This is a genomic window from Rhodococcus sp. NPDC057529, from assembly GCF_042802055.1.
Lineage (GTDB): Bacteria > Actinomycetota > Actinomycetes > Mycobacteriales > Mycobacteriaceae > Rhodococcus_F.
Window position 1 is genome coordinate 126,872 of the sequence record NZ_JBHVEY010000021.1, and the last position, 21,353, is coordinate 148,224.

Sequence of the window (21,353 nt, forward strand, 5' to 3'; positions counted from 1 at the left end):
AGGCGTGTCGCTGACATCGCAGGTCAGCGGCTATCTCCGGGGCCGATCAGATCGAATATCCGGCGCGGGCCGGGTCAGTGGGACAACTCGTCCCGCTTCGCCCTGGCCTTCTCGAGCGCGGTTTCCGCTTGCTTGCGGGCCCGCTTGCTCAGCACCTCACCGCGTTCTGCGGCGGTGCCCGCCCATTCGCCGCCCTTCTCGCGGGCGACCTCGGCCAGTTCCGGGCCGTGCTCCTTCGCCGCCTCGACGAGTTCCGCGCCGCGTTCGCGGGCGACGTCCGCCCATTCGGCGCCGTGTTCCTTCGCGGCCTCCGCCCATTCGGCGCCGTGTTCCTTCGCGACCTCCGCCCACTCGGCGCCGCGATCCGCCGCGATCTTCGCGAATTCGGCGCCGTGTTCTTTCGCGACCTCGAGGAGGCCGGACCCGCGTTCGGCTGCCTCACCGGACAGGATCCGGGCGCGCTCCGACGCCGCCGCCAGTGCCTCTCCGATCTCGGCGCCGTGATGGTCGTGTCCCGAGCCGAGGGGCAGGGCCGCGGCCACGGTCTCCTGTGCATGCCGGGCGGCGCGGCGTCCACGCCACCCCAGAGACGGCTTGCCCTCGGTGTCGACGGCGGCGATGAGCAGTCCGCCGAGCAGGCTGACGTTCTTGAGGAACTGAGTGCGCTGCGCCGCTTTCTTCGCGGGGTCGGTCTCGTTCCAGAAGTCGTGCCCCACAACGGTAGTGGGCACGAGGCTGCCTGCGAGCGCGAGCGACGCGAGGCGCGGTGCCTTCCCTGTGGCGAGGAGAACGCCGCCGCCGATCTGCACGGCGGCATTGATCTTGACCAACGTCTCCGGGTCGGACGGGATCTTCTGCGTGACGGACCCGGGAAGCGCCTCGGTGGACTTGTCGATCAGTGGTGCGGCGGCCTGTGCTTTCTGCGCCGGATTTCGAAGTGCATCGATCCCTCCGCTGATGAAGATCGCGGACAGCAGTGGGCGAGCGATACGACGGACGAGCATTCCTGGCCTCCCAATCTCGAGTTCTCCCGTCTCACACTAACGAGAGTTCTGGGCAGTCGTCGGCGTACGACAGTGTTGCCGGACCGACGGTCCGCCCATTCACCAGTACCCAGGGAGGCCGATCGCCAATCGCGGGCCGTGCGGTGCGCGATCGGCGATCGGATGCGGTCACCAGCCGCGTTCGCGCCACTCCCCGAGGTGGGGGCGCTCCGCGCCGAGGGTGGTGTCGTCTCCGTGGCCGGGGTAGACGACGGTGTCGTCGCCGTAGCGACCGAAGAGCTTCGTTTCGACGTCGGTGAGCAGGGATGCGAACTTGTCCGCGTCCGCGGTCTTGCCGACGCCGCCGGGGAAGAGGGAGTCGCCGGTGAACAGGTGGGTGCGTCCGCCGCCTGCCTCGGTGAGCGCGAGCGCGACGGAGCCGGGGGTGTGGCCGGCGAGGTGAATCACGTCGAGGGTGACGTCTCCGACGGTGACGGTGTCGCCGTCCTCGAGGAGGCGGTCGGGCCGGACGGGCAGTGCGTCGGCGTCGAGTGGGTGGGCTGCGGTGTCCACGCGGGTGGCCGCCGCGACGTCCTCGAGCGCCAGCCAGTGGTCGCCGTGCTGGTGCGTGGTGACGATCAGGTCGAGCGACGGCGCGTGTTCGCCGATCAGTTGGTTGACGCGGTCCGCCTCGTTGGCGGCGTCGATGAGGACGGATTTTCCGGTTGCGGAACAGACGACCAGGTACACGTTGTTGTCCATGGGGCCGACGGACATCTTCGTGATCGTGGCTCCCGGAACCGTGCGGCGCTGCGGCGCCGAACCGGGGGAGACGTGGCCGGTGTACGAGTCTTCTATCACCATGGGCTGCTCGGTCATGATGGGGAGGCTACCGTCGAATACAGGCAGGTGAGTGGCAGGGCGGCCATCCGTCCCCCAGAACGTGTCGGTGCCCCGGCTTACCATGGCACGGCCAGAGGGCTGAGCGTCCACGCGCGTCCTCGGCTGTCGAACAATGAAGGGACTTGGAGTGGCGGATCGCCTTATCGTGCGGGGTGCCCGTGAGCACAATCTGCGAGGGGTCGATCTCGATCTGCCCCGCGACAGCCTGATCGTGTTCACCGGGTTGTCGGGCTCGGGCAAGTCGAGTCTGGCGTTCGACACGATCTTCGCCGAGGGCCAGCGACGCTACGTCGAGTCGCTGTCGGCGTACGCGCGCCAGTTCCTCGGTCAGATGGACAAGCCCGACGTCGACTTCATCGAGGGGCTGTCGCCCGCGGTGTCCATCGACCAGAAGTCGACCAACCGGAACCCGCGGTCGACGGTCGGCACCATCACGGAGGTCTACGACTACCTCCGTCTGCTCTATGCCCGGGCCGGCACCGCACACTGCCCGGTCTGTGGGGAGCAGATCGCGCGGCAGACGCCGCAGCAGATCGTCGACCAGGTTCTGGAGATGGAGGAAGGCACCCGCTTCCAGGTGCTCGCCCCCGTCGTGCGTACCCGCAAGGGTGAATTCGTCGACCTGTTCGACCAGCTCAACATGCAGGGTTACTCGCGTGTGCGGGTCGACGGCGTGGTGTATCCGCTGCCCGAGCCGCCCAAGCTCAAGAAGCAGGAGAAGCACGACATCGAGGTGGTCGTGGACCGCCTCACCGTCAAGGCCGGTTCCAAGCAGCGGCTCACCGATTCCGTCGAGACCGCGCTGCGACTGGCGGAGGGCATCGTCGTCCTCGACTTCGTCGACCGCGAGGAGAACGCCGCAGACCGGGAGCGACGGTTCTCGGAGAAGCTGGCGTGCCCCAACGGCCACGCACTGTCCATCGACGACCTCGAGCCCCGGTCGTTCTCCTTCAACTCTCCGTACGGTGCCTGCCCCGAGTGCACCGGTCTCGGAATCCGCAAGGAGGTCGACCCGGATCTCGTCGTCCCCGACCCCGAGCTGTCGCTGGAGGACGGGGCCATCGCGCCGTGGTCGATGGGGCAGAGTTCCGAATACTTCGGTCGGCTGCTGTCCGGTCTCGGCGACATTCTCGGCTTCGACATGAAGACGCCGTGGAACAAGCTCCCGGCGAAGGCGCGCCGGGCGATCCTCGAGGGCAGTGAGGAGCAGGTCCACGTCCGCTACAAGAACCGGTACGGGCGTACCCGTTCCTACTACGCCGAGTTCGAGGGCGTCATGCCGTTCCTGCACCGCAGGCTCGAGCAGACCGAGTCCGACCAGATGAAGGAACGCTACGACGGCTACATGCGGGACACCCCGTGCCCCGCCTGCGGTGGTGCTCGCCTGCGTCCCGAGATCCTGTCGGTCACGATCGCGAATGAGAAGTTCGGGATGAAGTCGATCGCCGAGGTCTGTGAACTGTCGATCTCCGATTGCGCCGACTTCCTGAACAGCCTCACGCTGGGCAGCCGCGAGGAGGCCATCGCCGGTCAGGTGCTCAAAGAGGTCCAGGCCCGCCTCGGCTTCCTTCTCGACGTCGGCCTCGAGTACCTCTCCCTCGCCCGCGCAGCAGGCACCCTGTCCGGTGGTGAGGCGCAGCGCATCCGTCTCGCCACTCAGATCGGCTCGGGTCTCGTCGGCGTGCTGTACGTACTCGACGAGCCGTCGATCGGCCTGCACCAGCGCGACAACCGGCGTCTCATCGAGACCCTGACGCGGCTGCGCGATCTCGGGAACACGCTGATCGTCGTCGAACACGACGAAGACACCATCCGCACGTCCGACTGGGTGGTCGACATCGGACCGCTCGCCGGCGAGCACGGCGGCAAGGTCGTCCACAGTGGGCCGTACCAGGAACTGCTGGACTGCGAGGAATCCCTCACCGGCGCCTACCTCTCGGGCCGCAGTCACATCGAGATTCCCGCGATCCGCCGTCCGGTCGATCGCAAGCGGCAGGTCACGGTCGTCGGCGCGCGTGAACACAACCTCGGCGGCATCGACGTCAGCTTCCCGCTGGGCGTGCTCACGTCGGTCACCGGCGTGTCCGGGTCCGGCAAGTCGACGCTCGTCAACGACATCCTCGCGACGGTCATGGCGAACAAGCTCAACGGCGCGCGTCAGGTGCCCGGCAGGCACACCCGCATCAACGGGCTCGACCAGCTGGACAAGCTCGTGCAGGTCGACCAGTCGCCGATCGGCCGCACCCCGCGGTCCAACGCGGCCACCTACACCGGGGTGTTCGACAAGATCCGCACCCTGTTCGCCGCCACCACCGAGTCGAAGGTGCGCGGCTACCAGCCCGGCCGATTCTCGTTCAACGTCAAGGGCGGCCGGTGCGAGGCCTGCTCCGGCGACGGCACGCTGAAGATCGAGATGAACTTCCTGCCCGACGTGTACGTGCCGTGCGAGGTCTGCCACGGTGCCCGGTACAACCGCGAGACGCTCGAGGTCCATTACAAGGGCAAGACCATCGCCGAGGTCCTGGACATGCCGATCGAGGAGGCCGCGGAATTCTTCGAGCCCATCACGTCGATCCACCGCTACCTCAAGACCCTCGTCGAGGTCGGTCTCGGGTACGTGCGGCTCGGTCAGCCCGCGCCCACGCTGTCCGGTGGTGAGGCGCAGCGCGTGAAGCTCGCCGCCGAACTGCAGAAACGTTCGACGGGCCGCACGGTGTACATCCTCGACGAGCCCACGACGGGTCTGCACTTCGAGGACATCCGGAAGCTGCTCGGGGTCGTCAACGGGTTGGTCGACAAGGGCAACACGGTGATCGTGATCGAGCACAACCTCGATGTGATCAAGACGTCCGACTGGGTGATCGACATGGGGCCCGAGGGCGGGTCCGGTGGCGGAACCGTCGTCGCGCAAGGCACCCCGGAGGACGTGGCGCAGGTTCCGGAGAGTTACACGGGACGGTTCCTCGAGAATGCCCTCGCGGTGCCGGCACCCGTTCCGGCGAAGTCGAAGGCAGTCAAGTCTTCGCCGACGCGGAAGTCCGCGTCGGCGAAGAAGACTGCCGCGGCCACCACGGCGACACCGCGTAAGCGGGCGCCGAAGAAGGCCGCAGCAGTCAGCTGAATCCGGTCAGACCCTCGCGGCCGCGTCGATCGCGGTCGCGAGGTCAGCGGGCCGCGACCACATCGGCCAGTGTCCCGTCGGCAGATCGACGTAGTCGACCTTCGCGATCTGCGCGAGTTCGGCCGCCATCGGATGACCCGCTGCGGCCATCTGCTGGATGACCTCCGACGGGAAACTGGTGCAGATCACTGTGGTCGGCACGTCCAGCCGCCTGCTGTCGGTGAGTTCGACCGTGTCCCTCGCCGGTCCGGCGGGCATGGGCACCGCCCGGTTGCGGAACGTGTCGAGCGTGTCGTCGTCGAGTCCGTCGAGACTGCTGCCTTCGGCCTCGAGTTCGGACCACGACGGCAACGGAATCTCGGCGACCGCCGGGTCGAGATCGTCGCGCAGCGCGGTACCGCTCTGCAATGGTCCCGAGTCGACGTAGACGATGTGGGCGAGTCGGTCGGGCACCCGATCGCTCGCCGCATACGCAACCGGCCCCGCGCCGCTGTGCGCCACGAGCACCACTCGCTCGGGCGACGGTGTGTCCGTGATGGCCTCCGTGATCGCGGCGACGTGGTCGTTCAGCCGGACGCCGGTGCGGTCGCTGCCGGTGGAGTCGAGTCCCGGCAACGTCACCGCGGTGACGTGATGCCCCTGTCGGGTCAGGCCGGATTCCACTGCCTCCCAGGCCCAGGCACCGAGCCAGAATCCGGGGACCAGAATGATGTGAGTGCCTGTGCTGCCGTGTACTTCGCTTGTCCGAGTCATGAGACAAGAGTGAACCCGCAACGGTGACATCAGCGTGTCACCGTATTCGTCACAGTCGCATAACGGAATCGGTCCGACGAGAATCGGGACATTGTCGTGGACGTTCGGCAGACTGCCCTCATGGACCGCCCCGCACGCCTCCACGCCCTGACGGAAGAACTGCGCCGCGCGGGTGACCGGGGCCGGACGGCGGAGCAGTTGGCGGCGCAATTCGAGGTGACGGCCCGCACGATCAAGCGGGACATCGCCGTACTGCAGTCCTCGGGCGCCCCGATCCGGGCCACTGCCGGACCGGGTGGGGGATACGGGATCATGGGGAACGGCACGTTGCCGCCGGTGAATTTCACTCCCGCTCAGGCGGTCTCGGTCGCTCTCGCCCTCACGGCCTTCCGTGATGCGCCGTTCGCGACCGACGGGCGGGCCGCGCTCGCCAAGCTGCTCGACGTGATGGACGCGGAGTCGAGGGAGCGGGTGGAGCAACTCGGCGCGAAGGTGTGGATTCGGCGAGAGGCCGCCGGAGGAAGTGCGGAACCCCGCATCCGACGCGTCGTCGAAGACGGTGTGCAGCGCGAACTGATGGTGTCCCTGCGGTATGTGGACCGGGACGGCGCGCGCACCGAGCGGGTCGTCGAACCGCACCTTCTGGCGCACACGAGGGGGTCGTGGTTCCTCGTCGCGTGGTGCCTGAGGCGGGCGGGTGTGCGCTGGTTCCGCTTGGACCGGGTCTCCGACGCCACCCTCACCGGCCGGTCGTTCGTCCCGCGGGATCCGGACCTCTTCGGCGAACCGCCCGCCGACGCGCGCACCGTGTTCGACCGGTGAGGGCGATCAGAGCGCGCGGGCGGCCGCCACGGATCGGTTCACCAGCGAGACGAGAACCGACTCGTCGACGTCGGCGAGTTTCTTGACGTAGAGGCAGCCCTTGCCGACCTTGTGCTTGCCGAGCGCGGCGAGTTCGGCCTCGTGCTCGGCGAAGTCGAGGGAGAGATACAGGGTGAGTGCCGCCGCCCGCGGCGAGAATCCGATCAGGGCGGTGTCGCCCTCGTGGCCGCTGGCGTACCGGTAGTGGCGGGAGCCGAATCCGACGATGCTGGTTCCCCACATCGCGGCGGGCTCTCCCGTCGCGGCGGTGAGCAATTCCACCAGCCGTGCGCTGTCGGCGCGCTTCACCGGGTCGGCGATCGTGTCGAGGAACTCGTCGACGCCGGCCGAAGTCTGCTCGGTCTTGTTTCTGCCCGCCATGTCAGTACACGGGGCCGGTGTACTTCTCACCCGGACCCTTGCCGGGCTCGTCCGGGTGCGAAGAGGCTTCGCGGAACGCGCGCTGCAGCGCTTGCAGGCCTTCGCGGATCGGCCCCGCGTGCGGTCCGAGGTACTCGATGGACGCGGTCACCAGGCCGGCGAGGGCCGTGATGACTCGTCGAGCCTCGTCGAGGTCGCGGTGGGGGCTGGAATCGGGGTCGGCGTCGGACAGGCCGAGTTTCTCGGCTGCCGAACTCATGAGCATGACCGCGGCCCGGCTGATGACCTCGACCGAGGGAACGTCGGCCAGTTCCCGGACGTCGGTATTCTGGTCACCGCCGCTCACGGTGCCGTCGTTCGGGGTGTCATCGATGTTGTCCGTCATGCCCTAGAGGATTCCACCAGCGGCCGATGACATAGCGGCCAGGTGGCCGTGGGACACAACGTCCCGGCACCGATTAGCTCGCGACGTGCGCAAATGTTACCCTTGGTGCAACGACCGCCTTCGGATTTGTCGGGGGCAGCAAGTGGAGTCCGACTCCCACCTCTGCGCGGCAGGTAAAACTGCAGCTCAGTGGTCCGGTCGCTCGGTCCGAGGTTACTCGGCTCGGGTTCCTCGAGTGTGAGGAGATGAGGGATCGGCGTGAGCCGTGAGTTCGTCTGATCGGTCGACATCGGGCCCCGCATGGTGAGAGTCATTCGCCGCAGCGGGGCTTTTTTGTTGGGAATCCGGGCGTACGGGCTGCCGGCGGTCTCGAGACAAGACCGTTCAACCTAGGAGGCCCCATCAGCACTGAGACCCGCATCAACGATCGCATCCGAGTTCCCGAGGTCCGCCTCGTCGGACCCGGAGGTGAACAGGTTGGCATCGTGCGTGTTGAAGATGCACTCCGCTTGGCCCTCGAGGCCGATCTCGACCTGGTCGAGGTGGCCCCCGACGCTCGCCCGCCGGTCTGCAAGATCATGGACTACGGCAAGTTCAAGTACGAGGCCGCGCAGAAGGCTCGTGAGTCGCGCAAGAACCAGCAGCTCACGGTCATCAAGGAGCAGAAGCTCCGCCCCAAGATCGACGATCACGACTACGAGACCAAGAAGCGCAACGTCGTGCGCTTCCTCGAGGCCGGGTCCAAGGTCAAGGTCACGATCATGTTCCGCGGACGTGAGCAGTCGCGTCCGGAACTCGGTTTCCGGCTGCTGCAGCGTCTCGGTGCAGACGTCGCGGATCTCGGGTTCGTGGAGACGTCCGCCAAGCAGGACGGTCGAAACATGACGATGGTGCTCGCTCCGCACAAGGGCGCGAAGACCCGTGTCAAGGCGCAGGAGAGCGCCGCCGCGCCGCCGGCGCAGCGGGCAACTCCCGCACCGGCGCAGGCTCCGGCGACACCTGCGGAGCAGGCGGGCGGCACTACGCCCGGCGAAGCGCCGACCAGCTAGTCCGACTACACCAGCACGACCCGGATCACGGTCCGGATACCAAAGAACTGAGGACTCCATGCCCAAGTCGAAGACCCACAGCGGCACCGCGAAGCGATTCAAGGTGTCCGGCAGCGGAAAGATCCTGCGCCAGAAGGCCGGTCGCCGCCACCTGCTCGAGCACAAGGCCACCAAGGTGACCCGTCGCCTCGATGGCGTGGCTGTCGTCAGCAAGGCTGACACTCCTCGCATCAAGCGCCTGCTCGACATCTGAGTCGACACCCCTTTTACTGACCACCCGGGGCAGCTCACCGCCCCAAGATTGACAGGATTTTTCAGTGGCACGCGTAAAGAGGGCGGTAAACGCCCAGAAGAAGCGTCGTTCGATTCTCGAAGCCTCCAGCGGCTACCGCGGACAGCGCTCGCGCCTGTACCGCAAGGCCAAGGAACAGCAGCTCCACTCGCTGACCTACGCCTACCGTGACCGCCGTGCGCGCAAGGGCGACTTCCGCAAGCTGTGGATCACGCGTATCAACGCCGCTGCACGGGCGAACGACATCACGTACAACCGCCTGATCCAGGGTCTGCGTCTGGCCGAGATCGAGGTCGACCGCAAGAACCTCGCCGAGCTGGCCGTGTCCGACGCCGCGGCATTCGCCGGCCTCGTGGCCCTCGCCAAGGCAGCCCTCCCGGCTGACGTGAACGCTCCGGCCGGAGAAGCAGCCTGAGTCTCGCACCCGGGCCTTTCGAGCCTCGGAAACGACCCGTGGACCCGCTCACCGAGCGCACCCCACGGGTCGTTTCTGCTGTCAAGCTGCTGCGTACCGCGGAACGCCGCAAGGTCGGGCGATTCCTGGTGGAGGGGGAGAACTCCGTCGGCGAGGCACTCGCCACCCACCCGGTGCACGACCTCTTCTTCACCGCGGACGCGGAGCAAAGGTACTCGACGCTGATCGACCGGGCGCACACAGCGGGTGTCCGCACGTCGCTGGTGACGGACCGGGCGGTCCGTGCGCTCAGCGACACGGTGACCCCGCCGGGTCTCGTCGCGGTGTGCGATCTCCTCGACGTTCCGCTGGCCGAGGCGATGGGCCCCGGAACCCGCCTGCTGGCGGTTCCGGTCGCGGTCGCGGAGCCGGGCAACGCGGGCACCGTCATCCGGGTCGCGGACGCGGTGGGCGCGGACGCGGCGATTCTCGCGGGCGACAGCGTCGATCCGCACAACGGCAAGTGTGTCCGGGCATCCGCTGGAAGTCTCTTCCATCTTCCGGTGGTGCGTGAACGGGACACGGCCGCGGTTCTCGACAGCATCACCGCGGCGGGCATTCAGGTGCTCGCCACGGCGGCGGACGGCGAAGTCGATCTGGACGACGCCGACGAACTCCTGGCCCGCCCCACGGCGTGGTTGTTCGGCAACGAGGCCCACGGCCTCGACGCGGCCACCGCGGCGCGGGCGGACCACCGGGTGCGGATTCCGATCCACGGTCGAGCCGAGAGCCTCAACCTGGCGACGGCCGCGTCGATCTGCCTGTATTCGAGCGCGCGGGTCCAGAACCGCAAGCGAACCGACAGCTGAAACGGCGAAAATCGGATCGCATAGGATTTGACGGCGAGCTGTTTCGGTTTCGTCGAGAGTGTTGACTGAAAGAACTTAAGGAGTGGCACCGGTCGTGGCTAAAAAAGAGGGCGCTGCCTCCACGGGGGGCGAAGGCGGCGCGGTCGATGCGAGTGCGCTCACCGAGGACGCCTTGACTGCGGCGGCGGAGAGCGCCGAGAAGGCGTTCGCGTCGGTGGCGGATCTCGACGACCTCGCGAAGGCCAAGGTCGAGCACATGGGCGACAAGTCGCCGATCGCCCTCGCTCGCCGCGGACTCGGAGCCCTGCCGGGCAAGGAGAAGGCCGACGCGGGCAAGCGCGTGAACGTCGCTCGCACGCGGATCAGCGCGGCCTTCGACGAGCGCCGCACCGTGCTGCTCGCCGAGCGCGACGCCGCAGTGCTCGTGGCCGAGGCCATCGACGTGACGCTGCCGTCGCAGCGTCAGCCGGTGGGTGCCCGCCACCCGATCAGCATCATCTCCGAGCAGGTCGAGGACGTGTTCGTGGCCATGGGCTGGGAGGTCGCCGAGGGGCCGGAGGTGGAGACCGAGCACTTCAACTTCGATGCCTTGAACTTCCTGCCCGATCACCCCGCCCGGACGATGCAGGACACGTTCCACCTCGCACCCGAGGGTTCGCGGCAGGTGCTCCGCACGCACACATCGCCGGTGCAGGTGCGCACGATGCTCTCGCGCGAGGTGCCGATCTACGTGGTGTGCCCCGGGCGGACGTTCCGCACCGACGAACTCGACGCGACGCACACCCCCGTCTTCTCCCAGGTAGAGGGGCTCGCGGTCGACAAGGGCCTCACCATGGCACATCTGCGCGGCACGCTCGACGCGTTCGCCCGCGCACTGTTCGGCCCCGAGACCCGCACCCGGATGCGGCCGAACTACTTCCCGTTCACGGAACCGTCCGCCGAGGTGGACGTGTGGTTCCCGAACAAGAAGGGCGGCGCAGGCTGGGTCGAGTGGGGCGGCTGCGGAATGGTCAACCCGAACGTCCTGCGCGCCTCCGGAATCGACCCCGACGTGTACACCGGGTTCGCGTTCGGCATGGGGCTCGAGCGCACACTCCAGTTCCGGAACGGGATTCCGGACATGCGCGACATCGTCGAGGGCGACGTGCGTTTCACGCTGCCCTTCGGTGTCCAGGGCTGACCTCGCGTCACCCGGATCCCGTCCCCACAGTCACGACATTTTCACGAACGAGAGAGCTGAGCAGACGTGCGAGTAGCGCAATCCTGGCTGACCGAGATCCTGCAGCGTGCCACCCCGGACTGGGACGTCACCGCCGAGGAACTCGACGCAGGTTTCGTCCGGGTCGGGCTCGAGGTCGAGGAAGTCGACCGGCTCGAGCCGGTCGACGGCCCCCTCGTGGTCGGCAAGGTTCTCGAAATCACCGAGCTCACCGAGTTCAAGAAGCCGATCCGCTTCTGCAAGGTCGATGTGGGAGCGGCCGAGCCGCAGGGCATCGTGTGCGGCGCCCGGAACTTCGCCGAAGGCGACCTCGTGGTGGTCGCGCTCCCGGGTGCAGTTCTGCCCGGTGGTTTCGCCATCGCGTCCCGCAAGACGTACGGGCAGGTCTCCGACGGGATGATCTGCTCGGTGGCCGAACTGGGCATCGGCAAGGACCACTCGGGCATCCTCGTCCTCGAGCCGGGCACCGCGCTTCCGGGCGCGGACGCCAACGAGTTGATGGGTCTGCACGACACGGTCATCGAACTCAACATCACCCCGGACCGCGGCTACTGCTTCTCCGTCCGTGGGCTCACCCGTGAACTGGCGTGCGGGTTCGACCTGGACTTCGCCGACCCCGCCGCGCTGCCGCCGTCGCCGGTGGACGGGGAGGCGTGGCCGATCCGCGTCGAACCGGAGTCGAAGGCGACGCGGTTCGCCGCCCGCCGGGTGACGGGTATCGATCCGAATGCGGTCAGCCCGTGGTGGCTACAGCGCCGGTTGCTGCTGTCGGGTGTCCGCCCGATCTCGCCGGCCGTCGACGTCACCAACTATGTTCTGCTCGAACTGGGCCAGCCGCTGCACGCGTTCGACGCCGCGAAGGTCAGCGGCGAACTCGTCGTGCGCCGCGCAGTGGCGGGGGAGAAGCTGACGACTCTCGACGAGACCGAGCGCGTCCTCGACCCCGAGGACGTCGTGATCGCCGACGACTCGGGAGTCGTGTCGCTGGCAGGCATCATGGGAGGTGCGTCCACCGAGGTCGGACCGGGGACCACCGACATCCTGCTCGAGGCGGCCACGTGGGATCCGCTCGCGGTGTTCAAGACCGCGCGCAGGCACAAGCTGACGAGTGAGGCGGGCAAGCGCTTCGAACGCGTCGTCGATCCCGAGATCCCCGTCGCGGCACTGGACCGCGCGGCCGCACTGCTCGTCGACATCGCCGGTGGGCGGGTCGAGTCGGCGCTCACCGACATCGGCGAGGTCACCGCGCACCGGCCCATCCGCATGGACATCGACCTTCCCGACCGCGTCGCGGGTGTCGAGTACCCCACGGGCACCGCGGCGCGCCGCCTGACGCAGATCGGCTGCAACGTCGAGGTCGGGGTCAGCGACAGCGGTCACGGCCAGCTCGTCGCGGCCCCGCCGTCGTGGCGCCCCGACCTGGTGCAGCCGGCCGACCTGGTGGAGGAGGTGCTGCGCCTCGAGGGTCTCGAGAAGATTCCGTCGGTGCTGCCCGCGGCCCCCGCGGGACGTGGGTTGACGCCGACGCAGCGCCGGAAGCGGGCCGTCGGCCGTGCCCTGGCGTTCTCGGGGTATGTCGAGATCCTTCCCCCCGTCTTCCTGCCCACCGCCGTGTTCGACACGTGGGGGCTGGATCCGGAAGATCCGCGCAGGAACACCAGCCGGGTGCTCAATCCGCTCGAATCGGATCGGCCCGAACTGGCCACCACGTTGCTGCCCGGTCTGCTCGAGGTCCTCGCCCGCAACGTCTCCCGCGGACAGCGCGACCTGTCGCTGTTCGGCATCGCGCAGGTCGTGCTGCCCGGCGCGGACACGAAGCCGGTTGCGGCGCTGCCGGTGGACCGTCGTCCGACCGACGAGCAGATCACGGCGCTGCTGCAGTCGCTGCCGGATCAGCCGGTGCACGTGGCGGCGGTGCTCACCGGGCAGCGTGAGCCGAGTGGTCCGTGGGGCGCGGGACGCGCAGCCGACGCCACCGACGCGTTCGCCGCAGCCCGCACGGTGGCCGCCGCGGCCGGTGTCGAGCTGGAGTTCCGCGCGGCGCAGTACCTGCCGTGGCACCCGGGCCGCGGCGCGGAGCTTCTCGTGGACGGCGTCGTCGTCGGGCACGCGGGCGAGTTGCACCCCGCAGTGCTCGAGCGCGCCGGCCTTCCCCCGCGGACGAGCGCGGTGGAGATCGATCTGAGCGCATTGCCGCTGGTGGAGAATCTGCCCGCGCCGACGGTCTCGCCCTTCCCCGCGGTCCTTCAGGACGTGGCGGTCGTCGTGGACACCGCGGTTCCCGCGGCCGAGGTCCAGGCCGCCCTGCGGTCGGGTGGCGGGGAACTTCTCGAGGACATCCGGCTGTTCGACGTGTTCGAGGGCGAGCAGGTCGGGGAGGGCCGGAAGTCGCTGGCGTTCGCACTGCGATTCCGGGGCACCGACCGCACCCTGACCGAGGACGAGGCGAGCGCCGCCCGCGATGCCGCGGTCGCCGCGGCGACCGCCGCGGTGGGTGCCGAACTGCGCAGCTGACCCGTAGCCTGGGTGGAGGGCCCGAGGCGGTGAGGAGCGGTGCGATGACCGAGGTGCGCGACGTCGTGGCGGCGGCGAGTCAGTTGACCGACGCCGAGTTCCTCGAGGTCGTGCGCGCGGTGGCCGCCGGACGTCCGGGGCTCGGCGCACTTCTCGCGGCCGTGGACGTGGGCGCGGCGATTCCGGCCGAGGATCCGGTGACGGCGGAGGTCGTGCCCCACGTCGTGCCGGGGGTGCCGGAGCCGGACTACACCCCGGGCGGTGTCCCGACGTTCGACCGCGTCCGTGAGCGGATCGAGGGACGGTTCGGCACGGCGACGGGCTCCTCGGAACTGGCGCACGACAGCCCGTCGGGGCACTCTCTGGAGGACGCGTGGGAGAAGCGGGAGAAGGCGGGTAAGGCCAAACTCGACGAGATCCGGCGGTCGCTCGGCAAGCAGTGACCGCGGTTTCCGTCCCGCCGGGAGACCACGTTGTGTATTAGCTTGCATGATGATGCATAATCAATCGTATGACTGAGCACGCGGGAAAACCGATCAGGATTGCCGTCGCCGGCGCGAGCGGATACGCCGGTGGCGAGGTGCTGCGTCTGCTGCTGGGGCACCCGTCGTATGCAGACGGGTCGCTCGTCATCGGCGCGCTCACCGCCGGCGGCAACGCCGGCTCGACCCTGGGTTCGCACCATCCGCACCTGCTTCCCCTCGCCGACCGAGTGCTGGAAGACACCACCGTCGACACGCTCTCCGGTCACGACGTGGTGTTCCTCGGTCTGCCGCACGGCAATTCGGCGCAGTACGCGAAGGATCTGCCCGAGTCCACGGTCATCGTCGACTGCGGCGCCGACTTCCGGCTGACGAACGCCGAGGACTGGGAGCGGTACTACAAGAGCCCGCACGCAGGCAGCTGGCCGTACGGACTTCCGGAACTCCCCGGTGCCCGCGAGAAGTTGGCGGGCGCCACGCGCATCGCCGTCCCCGGGTGCTTCCCGACGGTGTCGAGCCTGGCGATGGCCCCCGCGGTCGCGGCGGGCATCGTCGAACCGCGGGTCACGATCGTCGCGGTCACCGGCGCGTCCGGCGCGGGCCGTGCCCCCAAGGCCGATCTGCTCGGCTCCGAGGTGATGGGGTCGGTCCGCGCGTACGGCGTCGGCGGCGTGCACCGCCACACCCCGGAGATCGTCCAGAATCTCTCCGAACTCGCCGGTGAGCGTGTCACCGTGTCGTTCACCCCCGTGCTCGCACCGATGCCGCGCGGCATCCTCGCGACCTGCACCGCGGTCACCACCTCGTCCGAGGACGAGGTGCGCGCGATCTACGAAAAGGCATACGCGGACGAGCCGTTCGTGCACGTGCTGCCCCAGGGTGTGCTGCCCCAGACCGGGGCGGTCGTCGGATCGAACGCGGTTCAGATCGCGGTGACGGTCGATGCCGACGCCGGACAGCTCGTCGTCGTCGCGGTGATCGACAACCTCGCGAAGGGCACCGCCGGAGGAGCGGTGCAATCGATGAATCTTGCGCTTGGACTACCCGAGACCGCCGGTCTCTCGACAGTGGGAGTTGCCCCGTGAGCAGTGACAGCACGATCGATCCGCACCCGACCCGGGAAGTCGCCGGCGGCACCCTGGTCCGCAGCCAGGGAGTGTCGGGGCCCGCGGGCTTCCGCGCGTCCGGGATCAAGGCGGGTATCAAGGCGAGCGGCAACGCCGACCTGGCCCTCGTGCTCAATGAGGGACCGGAACTCGCGGCGGCAGGCGTCTTCACCGCGAACAAGGTGAAGGCCGCTCCGGTGCTGTGGTCACAGCAGGTGCTCACCACGGGCAGGCTGCGCGCCGTCGTGCTCAATTCGGGTGGTGCCAACGCGTGCACGGGTGCGGGCGGATTCCAGGACGCGCACAAGACGGCCGAGGAGGTGGCGTCGGCGCTGAGCAACTGGGGCACCGAGACCGGTGCCGTCGAGGTCGCGGTGTGTTCGACCGGTCTGATCGGCGACCGCCTGCCCATGGACAAGGTCCTGACCGGCGTCACGGAGGCCGTCCACGAACTCGCAGGCGGAATCTCGGGCGGCACCGACGCCGCGTACGCGATCATGACCACCGACACGGTGCCGAAGCAGGCCGCCCTGCATCATGCGGGGAAGTGGAACGTCGGCGGAATGGCGAAGGGTGCGGGCATGCTGGCACCCGCGCTCGCGACGATGCTGTGCGTGGTGACGACCGACGCCGTCGCGACCGCGGCCCAACTCGACACCGCGCTGCGGGCCGCGACCCGGGTGACGTTCGACCGGCTGGACGTCGACGGTGCCACCTCGACGAACGACACCGTGCTGCTGCTCGCGTCCGGCGCGAGCAACGTGACACCCACCCAGGACGAACTGAATGCCGCCGTGACGGCCGTCTGCGACGATCTGGCCGATCAGATGATGGCCGACGCGGAGGGCGTCACCAAGCGGGTGCGGGTCACCGTCGGCGGCGCGGTCAGCGAGCACGACGCGCTGATCGGGGCCCGGACGGTGGCGCGGGACAGCCTCGTCAAGACAGCGCTGTTCGGTTCCGACCCCAACTGGGGCCGGGTCCTCGCCGCGATCGGCATCGCGCCGATCGAACTGGACCCCGACAAGATCTCGGTGTCGTTCAACGGCGCCCCCGTCTGCATCGACGGCGTCGGCGCCCCGGGTGCGCGGGACGTGGACCTCAGCGACATCGACATCGCCCTCGACATCGACCTGGGTCTGGGCGAGCACGCGGTGACCATCCGGACCACCGACCTCTCGCACGCCTATGTCGAAGAGAACTCGGCGTATTCGTCATGACAGCGGCCAGCGAAGCGCTCACCGGCATCACCGATCACCAGAAGGCCCACGTCCTGGCGGAGGCGCTGCCGTGGCTGCAGCAGTTCCGCGACAAGGTCGTCGTCGTGAAGTACGGCGGCAACGCCATGGTCGACGACGCGCTGAAGACGGCGTTCGCCGCCGACATGGCGTTCCTGCGGACGGTCGGAATTCAGCCGGTCGTCGTGCACGGCGGCGGCCCCCAGATCAACGCCATGCTCGGAAAACTCGGCATGACAGGAGAATTCAAGGGCGGATTCCGCGTCACCACCCCCGAGGTGATGGACGTCGTCCGGATGGTGCTGTTCGGTCAGGTCGGTCGCGAACTGGTCGGGCTGATCAACGCCCACGGCCCGTACGCCGTCGGGATCTCCGGTGAGGACGCGCACCTGTTCACCGCCACCAAGCGCACCGTGATGGTCGAGGGCAGGCCGACGGACATCGGACTCGTCGGCGACGTCACGACCGTGAATCCGGAGGCCGTTCTCGACCTCATCCGCGCGGGCCGGATTCCCGTGGTGTCCACCATCGCCCCCGACTCGGACGGTGTGGTGCACAACATCAACGCGGACACCGCCGCCGCCGCGCTCGCCGAGGCCATCGGCGCCGAGAAGCTCGTGGTCCTCACGGATGTCGAAGGGCTGTACACGAACTGGCCGGACCGCGATTCGCTGGCCACCGAGATCGACGTGGACGCGCTCGCGCAACTGCTGCCGACCCTCGACGCCGGCATGGTGCCCAAGATGGAGGCCTGCCTGCGCGCGGTCCGCGGCGGCGTACCCACAGCACACGTCATCGACGGCCGCCTCGCGCATTCCGTTCTGCTCGAACTGTTCACCGGCGAGGGCATCGGCACGATGGTCACGCCCGCCCCGACTTCACCTACCGAGGGAGTTGCCCCATGACCGGAACCCCGGAACTCCAGCAGCGCTGGTCCGGCGCCCTGATGAATACCTACGGCGTCCCCCGGGTGGCTCTCACGCGCGGTCAGGGTGCGGTGCTCACCGACGCCGACGGCAAGGAGTACGTCGACTTCCTCGCCGGCATCGCCGTCAACATCCTCGGGCACGCCCACCCGGCGATCATCGAGGCCGTCACGGCGCAATTGTCGACGCTCGGGCACGTGTCGAATCTGTACGCCAGCGAACCGGCGATCGAACTGGCCGAGAAGTTGCTGTCGCATCTGGGTGCTCCCGGGCGGGTCTTCTTCTGCAATTCCGGCACCGAGGCCAACGAGGCGGCGTTCAAGCTCGCGCGGGCCACGGGACGATCGAAGATCATCGCGGCGGAGAACTCGTTCCACGGCCGGACGATGGGCGCTCTCGCGCTCACCGGGCAGGCCGCCAAGCGGGCGCCGTTCGAGCCGATGCCCCCGGGTGTCGTGCACGTCCCGTACGGCGACCTCGACGCACTCGATCGCGCCGTCGACGCCGACACCGCAGCCGTGTTCCTGGAGCCGATGATGGGTGAGGGCGGAGTCGTCGTTCCGCCGGAGGGATACCTCGCAGGCGCACGGCAGATCACCGCCGATCGCGGCGCCCTGCTCGTGCTCGACGAAGTGCAGACCGGGATCGGCCGCACCGGCTGGTTCTACGCTCACCAGGCGGTCGGGATCGTGCCCGACGTCATGACTCTCGCGAAGGGCCTGGGTGGCGGGATGCCGATCGGCGCCTGCATCGCCACCGGCGCGACCGCGGACCTGTTCGGGCCGGGCAAGCACGGCACGACGTTCGGCGGGAACCCCGTCTGCGCGGCGGCAGCGCTCGCCGTGCTTCGGACCATCGCCGAGGACGACCTCATCTCCCGCGCCGACACGCTCGGCAAGGCACTGTCGGCAGGCATCGAAAGTCTCGGCCACCCGCTGATCGACCACGTCCGCGGCGCCGGACTACTGCTCGGCATCGTCCTCACCCAGGACGTGGCGCCCGCGGTGGAGAACTCCGCCCGCGAGGCCGGATACCTCCTCAACGCCGCGCAGCCGGGCGTCGTCCGGCTCGCTCCGCCCCTCGTCCTCACGGACGAACAGGCCGAAGGATTCGTCGCGGCCCTGCCTGCGATCCTCGACAACGCGCAATCGGCCGCTCAGCCGGGAAAGCAGTGACGACCGTGGTGAAACACTTTCTCCGGGACGACGACCTCACCCCCGAACAGCAGGCCGAGGTCCTCGAGCTCGCCGCCAGGCTGAAGAAGGCCCCGTTCGCCGAACGTCCGCTCGAAGGCCCGCGCGGGGTCGGCGTGATTTTCGAGAAGAACTCCACGCGCACCCGGTTCTCGTTCGAGATGGGCATCGCACAACTCGGCGGTCACGCGATCGTCGTCGACGGGCGCAGCACCCAGCTCGGCCGCGAGGAAACGTTGCAGGACACCGGCCGCGTCCTGTCGCGGTACGTCGACGCCGTGGTGTGGCGCACGTTCGGGCAGAAGCGGCTCGAGGCGATGGCATCCGGCGCCGACGTCCCGATCGTCAACGCGCTGTCCGACGAGTTCCATCCCTGCCAGGTCCTGGCCGACCTGCAGACCCTCGCGGAGCGGAAAGGCTCCCTGAAGGGCCTGAAGCTCACCTACCTCGGCGACGGCGCCAACAACATGGCGCACTCGCTGATGCTGGGCGGTGTCACCGCAGGCGTCAACGTGACCATTGCCAGCCCCGAGGGATTCGCACCCCTGCCCTGGGTGGTCGACGCAGCCCGCGCGCGGGCCGCCGACACCGGCGCGACCATCACCCTCACCGAGGATCCGCAGGCGGCGGTCGTCGGAGCGGACGCACTCGTCACCGACACCTGGACGTCGATGGGCCAGGAGAACGACGGACTCGACCGGGTCGGACCCTTCCGCCCGTTCCAGATCAACGAGGCGCTGCTCGCGACGGCGGACGCCGACGCGGTGGTCCTGCACTGCCTGCCCGCCCACCGCGGCGAAGAGATCACCGACGCAGTCCTCGACGGACCGCAGAGCGTCGTCTGGGACGAGGCGGAGAACCGACTCCACGCGCAGAAGGCACTGCTCGTGTGGCTGCTCGCACAACGAACCGGAGACCGTCCGTGAATGCGGCACCCCCGCAGCGAGCCGCGAACGCGGCCACGGCGCCGACCCGGGCGGGTCGGCAGGCACGCATCGTCGCGATCCTGTCGAACAACCCGGTCCGCAGCCAGACCGAACTCGCGACCCTCCTCGCTGCCGAAGGCATCGACGCCACCCAGGCCACGCTGTCGCGCGACCTCGAAGAACTCGGTGCCGTGAAACTCCGCGCCGCCGACGGCGGCGCCGGGGTGTACGTGGTGCCCGAGGACGGAAATCCCGTCCGCGGCGTCTCCGGCGGAACCGACCGGCTGTCGCGGTTGCTGGGGGAGCTACTGGTGTCGACCGATGCCAGTGGCAACATGGCGGTGCTGAGAACCCCCCCGGGGGCAGCGCACTATCTGGCGAGTGCACTCGATCGGGCATCATTACCTGACGTCGTGGGAACCATCGCGGGGGATGACACCATTCTCGTGGTGGCACGCGAGCCGCTGAGCGGGGCGGAACTCGCGGCCAAGATCGAATCCCTCGCCTGACAACTGAATCATCTCTACAGATCTTCAACCTAAGGAGCACAAGGACCATGGCCGATCGCGTCGTACTCGCCTACTCGGGCGGGCTGGACACCTCAGTCGCCATCAGCTGGATCGGCAAGGAGACCGGCAAGGAAGTTGTTGCTGTCGCCATCGATCTCGGCCAGGGCGGCGAGGACATGGAGGTCGTGCGCCAGCGTGCACTCGACTGCGGTGCGGTCGAGTCGGTCGTGGTCGACGCCCGCGACGAATTCGCCGACGAATACTGCCTGCCGACCATCCAGGCCAACGCCCTCTACATGGACCGCTACCCGCTCGTGTCGGCCATCAGCCGCCCGCTGATCGTCAAGCACCTCGTCGAGGCCGCGCGTGCCCACGGCGGCACCACCGTCGCACACGGCTGCACCGGCAAGGGCAACGACCAGGTCCGGTTCGAGGTGGGATTCGGATCGCTCGCTCCCGACCTCGACGTGATCGCGCCGGTCCGCGACTACGCGTGGACTCGTGAGAAGGCGATCGCGTTCGCCGAGGAGAACGAGATCCCGATCAACGTCTCCAAGAAGTCGCCGTTCTCGATCGACCAGAACGTGTGGGGCCGCGCCGTCGAGACCGGGTTCCTCGAGGACCTGTGGAACGCGCCGACCAAGGACGTCTACGACTACACACAGGATCCGACCGTCAACTGGCAGGCTCCCGACGAGCTGATCATCAGCTTCGAGGCCGGACGCCCCGTCGCGATCGACGGCAGGCCCGTCAGCGTCCTGGAAGCCATCCAGGAACTCAACCGCCGCGCAGGCGCTCAGGGCGTCGGCCGCCTCGACGTCGTCGAGGACCGTCTCGTCGGCATCAAGAGCCGCGAGATCTACGAGGCTCCCGGCGCCATGGTCCTCATCAACGCCCACCAGGAACTCGAGCACGTCACGCAGGAGCGGGAGCTGGGTCGCTACAAGCGCCAGACCGAGCAGCGCTGGAGCGAGCTGGTGTACGACGGCCTCTGGTTCTCCCCGCTGAAGGTCGCGCTGGACACGTTCATCGAGAAGACGCAGGAACGCGTCTCCGGCGACATCCGGCTGGTGCTGCACGGTGGCGCGATCATCGTCAACGGCCGCCGCAGCAACCAGTCGCTGTACGACTTCAACCTGGCCACCTACGACGAGGGCGACACGTTCGACCAGTCGTACGCCAAGGGATTCGTGCAGATCCACGGGCTGTCCTCGAAGGTCGCGGCGAAGCGCGATCTGGGCCTCTAGGC

General features: G+C 68.5%; 21 protein-coding genes. 16 read left to right on the forward strand and 5 right to left on the reverse strand.

Annotation, left to right across the window (positions count from 1 at the left end):
- Positions 1-74: 74 nt before the first annotated feature.
- Positions 75-1,004 carry a DoxX family membrane protein gene (locus ACFU5V_RS32850; RefSeq protein ID WP_378436975.1) on the reverse strand — a complete coding sequence of 310 codons (930 nt, stop codon included), beginning with the start codon at positions 1,002-1,004 and terminating at the stop codon, positions 75-77.
- A gap of 168 nt (positions 1,005-1,172) precedes the next feature.
- On the reverse strand, positions 1,173-1,862 hold the full coding sequence (locus ACFU5V_RS32855) for an MBL fold metallo-hydrolase (protein ID WP_378704121.1): 690 nt from the start codon (positions 1,860-1,862) through the stop codon (positions 1,173-1,175).
- Between the two features lie 151 nt (positions 1,863-2,013).
- On the opposite strand from ACFU5V_RS32855, the gene uvrA reads away from it, so the two are divergent.
- Positions 2,014-5,007 carry an excinuclease ABC subunit UvrA gene (uvrA, locus tag ACFU5V_RS32860; protein WP_378704122.1) on the forward strand — a complete coding sequence of 998 codons (2,994 nt, stop codon included), beginning with the start codon at positions 2,014-2,016 and terminating at the stop codon, positions 5,005-5,007.
- A gap of 6 nt (positions 5,008-5,013) precedes the next feature.
- On the opposite strand, the gene ACFU5V_RS32865 is transcribed toward uvrA, so the two are convergent.
- The gene (locus tag ACFU5V_RS32865) at positions 5,014-5,760 is read right to left on the reverse strand and encodes an alpha/beta fold hydrolase (protein WP_378704123.1); all 747 of its coding nucleotides are present in this window, start codon (positions 5,758-5,760) and stop codon (positions 5,014-5,016) included.
- Positions 5,761-5,880: 120 nt separating this feature from the next.
- Between ACFU5V_RS32865 and ACFU5V_RS32870 the strand changes: the two genes are divergently transcribed.
- Positions 5,881-6,582, forward strand: a complete 702-nt coding sequence (locus ACFU5V_RS32870; protein ID WP_378704125.1) for a helix-turn-helix transcriptional regulator — start codon at positions 5,881-5,883, stop codon at positions 6,580-6,582.
- Between the two features lie 6 nt (positions 6,583-6,588).
- On the opposite strand, the gene ACFU5V_RS32875 is transcribed toward ACFU5V_RS32870, so the two are convergent.
- Positions 6,589-7,002, reverse strand: coding sequence for a DUF1801 domain-containing protein (locus tag ACFU5V_RS32875; protein ID WP_378433898.1), 414 nt, complete (start codon positions 7,000-7,002; stop codon positions 6,589-6,591).
- A gap of 1 nt (position 7,003) precedes the next feature.
- Complete coding sequence (locus tag ACFU5V_RS32880) at positions 7,004-7,387, reverse strand: DUF1844 domain-containing protein (RefSeq protein WP_072949283.1); 384 nt, start codon at positions 7,385-7,387, stop codon at positions 7,004-7,006.
- Positions 7,388-7,788: 401 nt separating this feature from the next.
- Between ACFU5V_RS32880 and infC the strand changes: the two genes are divergently transcribed.
- The 14 genes from infC (at position 7,789) to ACFU5V_RS32950 (ending at position 21,351) form a co-directional block, all read left to right on the forward strand.
- Entirely contained in the window at positions 7,789-8,436 is a 648-nt protein-coding gene (gene infC / locus ACFU5V_RS32885) for a translation initiation factor IF-3 (RefSeq protein ID WP_072949281.1), read from the forward strand.
- A 58-nt stretch (positions 8,437-8,494) separates the two neighbouring features.
- Positions 8,495-8,689, forward strand: a complete 195-nt coding sequence (rpmI, locus tag ACFU5V_RS32890; RefSeq protein ID WP_005247390.1) for a 50S ribosomal protein L35 — start codon at positions 8,495-8,497, stop codon at positions 8,687-8,689.
- A gap of 64 nt (positions 8,690-8,753) precedes the next feature.
- Complete coding sequence (gene rplT / locus ACFU5V_RS32895) at positions 8,754-9,143, forward strand: 50S ribosomal protein L20 (RefSeq protein ID WP_005247385.1); 390 nt, start codon at positions 8,754-8,756, stop codon at positions 9,141-9,143.
- A 38-nt stretch (positions 9,144-9,181) separates the two neighbouring features.
- The gene (locus ACFU5V_RS32900) at positions 9,182-9,991 is read left to right on the forward strand and encodes a TrmH family RNA methyltransferase (RefSeq protein WP_378433899.1); all 810 of its coding nucleotides are present in this window, start codon (positions 9,182-9,184) and stop codon (positions 9,989-9,991) included.
- A gap of 94 nt (positions 9,992-10,085) precedes the next feature.
- A complete protein-coding gene (gene pheS, locus ACFU5V_RS32905; protein WP_378704126.1) occupies positions 10,086-11,171 on the forward strand; it encodes a phenylalanine--tRNA ligase subunit alpha in 1,086 nt (361 codons plus the stop codon).
- A gap of 66 nt (positions 11,172-11,237) precedes the next feature.
- Entirely contained in the window at positions 11,238-13,724 is a 2,487-nt protein-coding gene (gene pheT, locus ACFU5V_RS32910) for a phenylalanine--tRNA ligase subunit beta (RefSeq protein WP_378704127.1), read from the forward strand.
- Between the two features lie 44 nt (positions 13,725-13,768).
- Positions 13,769-14,167: a hypothetical protein gene (locus ACFU5V_RS32915; RefSeq protein WP_378704129.1), complete on the forward strand. Its 399-nt coding sequence runs from the start codon at positions 13,769-13,771 to the stop codon at positions 14,165-14,167.
- Positions 14,168-14,235: 68 nt separating this feature from the next.
- Entirely contained in the window at positions 14,236-15,291 is a 1,056-nt protein-coding gene (gene argC, locus ACFU5V_RS32920; protein WP_378704131.1) for an N-acetyl-gamma-glutamyl-phosphate reductase, read from the forward strand.
- Complete coding sequence (gene argJ, locus ACFU5V_RS32925) at positions 15,288-16,532, forward strand: bifunctional glutamate N-acetyltransferase/amino-acid acetyltransferase ArgJ (protein WP_378433904.1); 1,245 nt, start codon at positions 15,288-15,290, stop codon at positions 16,530-16,532. Before argC ends, argJ begins: the two co-directional genes overlap by 4 nt.
- On the forward strand, positions 16,529-17,455 hold the full coding sequence (gene argB / locus ACFU5V_RS32930) for an acetylglutamate kinase (protein WP_378433905.1): 927 nt from the start codon (positions 16,529-16,531) through the stop codon (positions 17,453-17,455). Before argJ ends, argB begins: the two co-directional genes overlap by 4 nt.
- Positions 17,452-18,651, forward strand: a complete 1,200-nt coding sequence (locus tag ACFU5V_RS32935) for an acetylornithine transaminase (protein ID WP_378704133.1) — start codon at positions 17,452-17,454, stop codon at positions 18,649-18,651. The genes argB and ACFU5V_RS32935 overlap by 4 nt, the downstream gene beginning before the upstream one ends.
- Entirely contained in the window at positions 18,648-19,595 is a 948-nt protein-coding gene (gene argF / locus ACFU5V_RS32940) for an ornithine carbamoyltransferase (RefSeq protein ID WP_378704135.1), read from the forward strand. The genes ACFU5V_RS32935 and argF overlap by 4 nt, the downstream gene beginning before the upstream one ends.
- Positions 19,592-20,104, forward strand: coding sequence for an arginine repressor (locus ACFU5V_RS32945; protein WP_378433908.1), 513 nt, complete (start codon positions 19,592-19,594; stop codon positions 20,102-20,104). Before argF ends, ACFU5V_RS32945 begins: the two co-directional genes overlap by 4 nt.
- 47 nt (positions 20,105-20,151) lie before the next feature.
- Entirely contained in the window at positions 20,152-21,351 is a 1,200-nt protein-coding gene (locus ACFU5V_RS32950; protein WP_007295785.1) for an argininosuccinate synthase, read from the forward strand.
- The last annotated feature ends 2 nt before the right edge of the window (positions 21,352-21,353 follow it).

What these genes read in the sequence shown, in the direction of transcription:
- ACFU5V_RS32870 (WP_378704125.1), top strand. Translation starts at nt 5,881, where the DNA reads ATGGACCGCCCCGCACGCCTCCACGCCCTGACGGAAGAACTGCGCCGC.
- ACFU5V_RS32865 (WP_378704123.1), bottom strand. Translation starts at nt 5,760, where the DNA reads ATGACTCGGACAAGCGAAGTACACGGCAGCACAGGCACTCACATCATT.
- ACFU5V_RS32875 (WP_378433898.1), bottom strand. Translation starts at nt 7,002, where the DNA reads ATGGCGGGCAGAAACAAGACCGAGCAGACTTCGGCCGGCGTCGACGAG.
- ACFU5V_RS32950 (WP_007295785.1), top strand. Translation starts at nt 20,152, where the DNA reads ATGGCCGATCGCGTCGTACTCGCCTACTCGGGCGGGCTGGACACCTCA.
- rpmI (WP_005247390.1), top strand. Translation starts at nt 8,495, where the DNA reads ATGCCCAAGTCGAAGACCCACAGCGGCACCGCGAAGCGATTCAAGGTG.
- ACFU5V_RS32850 (WP_378436975.1), bottom strand. Translation starts at nt 1,004, where the DNA reads ATGCTCGTCCGTCGTATCGCTCGCCCACTGCTGTCCGCGATCTTCATC.
- argC (WP_378704131.1), top strand. Translation starts at nt 14,236, where the DNA reads ATGACTGAGCACGCGGGAAAACCGATCAGGATTGCCGTCGCCGGCGCG.
- ACFU5V_RS32915 (WP_378704129.1), top strand. Translation starts at nt 13,769, where the DNA reads ATGACCGAGGTGCGCGACGTCGTGGCGGCGGCGAGTCAGTTGACCGAC.
- ACFU5V_RS32935 (WP_378704133.1), top strand. Translation starts at nt 17,452, where the DNA reads ATGACCGGAACCCCGGAACTCCAGCAGCGCTGGTCCGGCGCCCTGATG.
- ACFU5V_RS32855 (WP_378704121.1), bottom strand. Translation starts at nt 1,862, where the DNA reads ATGACCGAGCAGCCCATGGTGATAGAAGACTCGTACACCGGCCACGTC.
- ACFU5V_RS32880 (WP_072949283.1), bottom strand. Translation starts at nt 7,387, where the DNA reads ATGACGGACAACATCGATGACACCCCGAACGACGGCACCGTGAGCGGC.
- argB (WP_378433905.1), top strand. Translation starts at nt 16,529, where the DNA reads ATGACAGCGGCCAGCGAAGCGCTCACCGGCATCACCGATCACCAGAAG.